Source organism: Bradyrhizobium forestalis (genome assembly GCF_002795245.1).
GTDB classification, from domain to species: Bacteria; Pseudomonadota; Alphaproteobacteria; order Rhizobiales; family Xanthobacteraceae; genus Bradyrhizobium; species Bradyrhizobium forestalis.
This window is the reverse complement of the sequence record NZ_PGVG01000090.1, coordinates 1-5,297: the sequence shown is the minus strand read 5'-3', so window position 1 is coordinate 5,297 and position 5,297 is coordinate 1. Positions and strand designations below refer to the sequence as shown.

Sequence of the window (5,297 nt, the reverse complement as noted above, 5' to 3'; positions counted from 1 at the left end):
CAACCATGCCCGCCGTACGTCACGCCATCGTCGATCTCATCCTTCGGCCGCCGTCTCAACGGTGTCCATACTGCCGAAAACAAATCCTTGAAAAACACTGGCGCAAATGGATTCTGCCAAAGTAGTGCTAGAGTACATGCTTCCCAGCTCGGAAAGTCGTCAAAAATCACGAAGACGAGTCCGCAGCTTCTTTCCAGAGTTAAGCAACGCGTCCGGAAAGTCGATCACTTCGTCTCGGAACACAAAGTCATCTGCCAGTCTTCCGCTGGACTGCTACGGCATCGGCACTGCATTGACTTTGCTCGCGAGCTGCCCGACAGCAGCTTCTGGCAATGCCAATCTTTCAAACTATCAACCTTAATAGGTACGCTCTTCCTCGCCGTCAGGTAACTGGTGCTCTTGCCATGACATCGCATACACCACGCTGTCTCGGAGTCCTGCATCTGGAGCGCGGCTTGTCGCCTGTCGCCACACCGCCGACTCCAGTACCGGGCTCGATGCTAAGCCCAACAACATTCGACTTCCCAACCATCTCGGAAACCGTCCCGGGAGCTTGGGTGGAGAATGTCGTCCGCGGCGATCCAAAGCTTGAGCCAGCCTTCATCGCCGCCGCCCGGCGGCTGGTCGCGCGAGGCGCGGTCGCGATCAGTTCGACCTGCGGCTTCTCTATCCGACATCAACCGGCGGTGGCGACGTCGGTGAACGTTCCCGTTGTATTGTCAAGTCTGCTCTTGTTACCGGCACTGCTCCGGCAGACGCCGCCGTGGGGCAAGATCGCGGTCCTAACTTACGACTCGACCTGTTGGGAAGACACTTTGCTTGGGGTGGATGATCGAGCTGAGCGAGCCAGGATCGTGCTCGGTGGGCTAGAAGGCAGCAAGTTCTGGCATGACGAGCTGAAGCGGCCAACGCCACCAATCGACGTCATCGCTATCGAAAAGGATCTGACCGGCTGTATCGCGCGTCTGCGTGCCGACCATCCGGCGATCGCAACGATCCTTTTCGAATGTGCGGCATTCCCGATTGTCTCGGCAGTAATCCGCCGTGTTACGAAGTTGCCGGTGTACGACATAACGGATCTATGCCGGTTGACGATGGCGTCTCTCCCTTCGTGAAGGGCAAATGAGTCGCTTTCCGCTCCTATCTGATGGATCGCAAGCGGATTGACGGTTGGATGTTGCAGTGTCCCATCAGCGTCATGCGCGGCCCCCGAGCTTTTGGCAGCTCAGCCTGTTTGTCAGCATCGACGCACTTGCGGCGCCCTCTGCACTTCCCGATCTGGCGTTGAAGGATCCAACGCCATTAGCTGCCCTGGCCCATCCAGAGCCACGGGCGTGATTGGCGCGACACATTCGTGATCACGGGAACGCGCGCAAACGCTCAGCGTCGCTCGCGCACTGAGCCTTCCTGGGCTACGGAGGCCACCGGCATGCCATTGGACCTGAAGATCAGGCCTCGCGCAAGGCCGCGCCCTCCCTGTGCGCTTGGCGAATCATGTGCGTAAAACAGCCACTCGTCGGCCCGGAACGGGCGGTGAAACCACATCGCGTGGTCGAGGCTTGTAGGCTTCACGCGGTTATCGAACGGGGTTCGGCCATAACGAGCCATCAATCAAGTAGTGAGTAATCGGAAGCATACGCCAGCGCACATATATGCAGTGCCGGATCGTCGGGCAGCTTGCGGCGCGGCAATCAGGATGCAAGTGCGTATTGCCTCACATATCGATGCTCCCGAGTGCGATCGGTTGCCTCATTTATTTTGCTCCCGGCTTGGGTTGAGGAGGAGGCCGGGTGCGGAGATGGCCGGGGTTTCGGAGCGCCCGGCCTCCTCCGCTGGCACCTGGCACATCATTGGGTTGTTGTGCCCTCGTGCCCCAGCAGCGCTTTCTCTGCAGGAACGAACAATAACGCGTTCGCTTGCTCGCTGCGCCAGCATTTAAGGCGACGTTGAAGCGTTCGAAGAAGCTTGTTCGGATAGGCTCCAGGATATTCCACCTGCAACCGGTAGAGCAGTTCGCTACCAGTCCGCCAGGGCTCGGCTTCAAACCATTTTCGCAAATCTGGCGTTGCCCGGATGAGCGGGTCGGGACGGCGCCGGCCTCTCTTCGCCTTCACGATTGGCCGATCCGTCGGTCGCATAGCTCCGTCCTTCCAGGCGGTTCGTAGGCTTGCCAGAAAGAGATCGATCGATTGCGATGCTGCAGCAGGATGGGCGACTGGCTGGGTCTCCGCGAGCGCCGCGAGGCGTTCCTGCGCGCCGCGGATGTCGCGCAACAACGCGACCGGGTCGAGAGCGGCATAGATTTCCTGGAGATGGGCGCGAGCTTCGGGCGCGCGGGCGTCGGCAGCCAAGCGCTGGTGTGGCGTTGTCGGCGCGCTGTACGTCTTGAGCACACGCGCACCGTCGCGCTGTTTGGCTATTAACTTGAACGAAGGCTGGAAGAAATTCACGAACAGCCGCGCCGATCGGTAGAGTTCAGCCAGCAGTGTAGCCGCCTCCAGGCCCTCGAACCGACGATAGCCGACCATCCTGCGCACGACCGCGCCGTTCTTCTGCTCGACAAACGCCTGGTCGTTCTTCCGGTAGGGCCGGCAACGCGTGAAGACGATGTTGGCCGCATCGCAGTAGGCTTTCAGCGTCTCATTCATGAACACATGTATCATTGTCCGTATCGAGGCCGACCAGTGCAAAGGGCAATTGTTTGCGCAATTCCGTCAACACCGTGCTCAACAGCGTTTGTTCGCGCACGATCAGGGGAGCGCACTCCGTCCAGCCGGTAGCGATGTCGGTGAGCACGAGGGTCTGGATGAAGCTGCCGCGCGCCGATGGACCGCTATGCGCGACAAGGTCAGCCTCGACGAACCCCGGCGCCGGATCGTTCCAATCTGCCGACGTCCGAATTGGAATACTGCGACGCAACGAGTGCGTCGCGTACCGTCGGCGCTTGCGACCTAATCCTTCTCGGACCCGCGCCAATGCGCGGTCGGTCGTCGCAGCGCTCATTGCCAAAAGTTTGTCGCGGATCTCGGGGGCAAGGCCGAGGTGGCCGTGCCCTTCCATCGCCGCAATCAGCGCAGGCATTAACCGCCTTCAGCCGCTTCCCGCAGATCCGGTCTGACGCCTCCCAAAGGAGCACGAGCGCGTTGTGTTCTGCCTCGTTATAGACCCGGCGTCGCGCCCGCCGGCGTGGGCGTCCGTCTTCCTAACCTCGAAGAAGCCGCATCGCATGCTTGCGATGGAAGCCGGTGATGTCGACGAACACGTCCAATATCCGCGCCTTCTTCGCGCGATCCGACGTCCGATAGCGCACGCCTGCCGCCGCCGTCAGCTCCTTCCGCGTCGCCATGCTTAGCCACCCCATCTTCGCCCCCCTCGTTCCCGATCCAAGGGAGCAATTTACGTGAGGCAACCGCTCAGCATCCGGTAACAATTAAGGCGAGGCAATGCGGCTTCCCATCCAGATTGTCGCGCTATAGGCAGCTTCCCCGCCATCTTGATCCAGATGTGAATGCGTCCGTGGTCGATCTTCTGGCCGACGTAACGACCGATCTCGGCCGGACGCAAATCGATAGCAAAATAGCGGCGGATGAATTCTGGCGCCTCGGGAAAGATCGACTGCCTGGAACACTCCTCCGCCGTGAGTTCTTGCGGCAGCGGAACGTCGGGCACCTTGTCCTGATGGTTGAACATGCCCTGCTCCTCGGCATGGAACGGGATTAGGATGGATAACACTGGGTCGCCGCATTGAATCGCGGTGATGCTGCAGCACGAACCGCTATTGCCACTGCGCAGGTGTTCGACCCGGTAGATAATCGGCATCTGACGGGAGCAGCGCTTGATCTGAATGCGGCAGCCGGCCTTCCACCGTGCGGCACGCTGCGTTTATCGCTTGCCCGAACAATTGGCCTCCGAACGCGCGTTGCGAGCCCGTGTCTGGGCTGTTGCCGCAAAAGATGTTTAAATCGATCGACCGAAGATCAAGGATAGCGGGGAGATCGATCGAGCTTTTTCACATCGAGAGGCCCTCGGTTTCGTCGCGCCTTCCTGGCACTGGAGTGGCATGTTTCCCACAATGTCGAGATTTCTCCGTAAATAACTGCGGGATGTCTCTTATTCGCTGCGTCTGGGCCCAGCCAAGTTTCGATTGACGGAACCTCAACCAACACTTCCGTCGCATCTATCTGATTGGTCTGCATCACTTCTCCTGGAGAAGGCAGGGAGGTCGCCATTCTGGTAATAGCCTCTTCGCGGCCCAGTAATCATGGTGCCGAAACAGCTCTGCGCGGACCTTGCTTGGAGCGAGAGAGACCCGGTCCTTCAAATTCTCGCCGGCGGAACATGGCCGGCTGTCGACATAGGTGTCGTCACCCGAACGCGACTGCGACAACAAGAGCATGAAAAGGTCACGAGTGAGCTCTCGTGCCCAACTTGGGACAGGCGTTGCCGAAAGCACCGTTCATCGCCTGTTCCACTCTTCGATCTGCAACCTCATCGCGCCCGCAGGTTCAAACTTTCGACCAATCATGCGCCGCAGACGGCTTGCAGCGGCACTATGATATGCATGACTCGCATCCAGCATCACCTTCACCGTCGGTTTGATATCTTCGCGTACACTCGGGGTGCGGCCGCATTCTCGTCCACAACGAAGCCCATCTTCAGCTTGGCTACGGAACTCTTCAGCGACCAAGCTCGCCGAGCCCTCCACGGGATAGCGGGCCAGTCGTCCGCGTTTTTGCCGGCGCGGGCCATTCGCGAAAGGGGCGATCTCCGTCCGCTGCGCCCCGCACAAGAACGCGAAATGCTTGTTCTCGATATCCCACAACCGAATATCGCCGCTCAAGGCCGGATTGGGACTTCCCTTTTGGCCATTATTTGCATCTGCCACAGATAGCCGGTACCCAGCGGATCCTTGCTAATGAGCCCTGGCGCACAGTAGTCGACCAGTGGTGCGGTCATGCGCACCAGCCGCAGCCCCCCAACGGCGATACCTTGGTCCGTCACGATGTGGACAGAATCGCAGTGCGTGCTCATAGTAGGTACTTGCTGAGGCAAAGGGTTCCAACAGCGCCGCTTGAAGATGTAGGCCTGGAGCTGTAACACCTTGCAGGCGGTCGTCCAATCGGAGTTCGGACTGCATACCACTACGTCGTTCGTTTGGCGCAGTACAGAATCGTCCGTTCTTTAATCGCGGGCACGCTGTCAACCCCGATCGACAAAAATGATCCACTGCCGGGTTCATGGTTCTTTCCGCGGTCGTCTCTATGCGGGAGCGCCACATGATGGCGTTCAGGAAGTGC

The 5,297-nt window shown here is 59.5% G+C and carries 3 protein-coding genes and 2 pseudogenes; 1 reads left to right on the top strand and 4 read right to left on the bottom strand.

Annotation, left to right across the window (positions count from 1 at the left end; translation table 11 throughout):
* The first annotated feature begins 557 nt into the window (after window positions 1-557).
* Window positions 558-1,115 carry an aspartate/glutamate racemase family protein gene (locus tag CVM73_RS38480; protein ID WP_245452555.1) on the top strand — a complete coding sequence of 186 codons (558 nt, stop codon included), beginning with the start codon at window positions 558-560 and terminating at the stop codon, window positions 1,113-1,115.
* Between the two features lie 265 nt (window positions 1,116-1,380).
* Here the strand turns inward: CVM73_RS38480 and CVM73_RS38475 are convergent.
* From CVM73_RS38475 to CVM73_RS39595, 4 genes and pseudogenes are all read right to left on the bottom strand, one after another.
* Window positions 1,381-1,679: pseudogene (locus CVM73_RS38475) on the bottom strand (acyl-CoA thioesterase); the annotation flags it as partial.
* 168 nt (window positions 1,680-1,847) lie between these two features.
* Window positions 1,848-3,361, bottom strand: a pseudogene (locus tag CVM73_RS38470) (ISNCY family transposase).
* Between the two features lie 35 nt (window positions 3,362-3,396).
* Window positions 3,397-3,819, bottom strand: a complete 423-nt coding sequence (locus tag CVM73_RS38465; protein ID WP_245452554.1) for an acyl-CoA thioesterase — start codon at window positions 3,817-3,819, stop codon at window positions 3,397-3,399.
* A gap of 637 nt (window positions 3,820-4,456) precedes the next feature.
* On the bottom strand, window positions 4,457-4,840 hold the full coding sequence (locus CVM73_RS39595; protein ID WP_146006748.1) for a hypothetical protein: 384 nt from the start codon (window positions 4,838-4,840) through the stop codon (window positions 4,457-4,459).
* Between the last annotated feature and the right edge of the window lie 457 nt (window positions 4,841-5,297).

What these genes read in the sequence shown, in the direction of transcription:
- CVM73_RS38465 (WP_245452554.1), bottom strand. Translation starts at nt 3,819, where the DNA reads ATGCCGATTATCTACCGGGTCGAACACCTGCGCAGTGGCAATAGCGGT.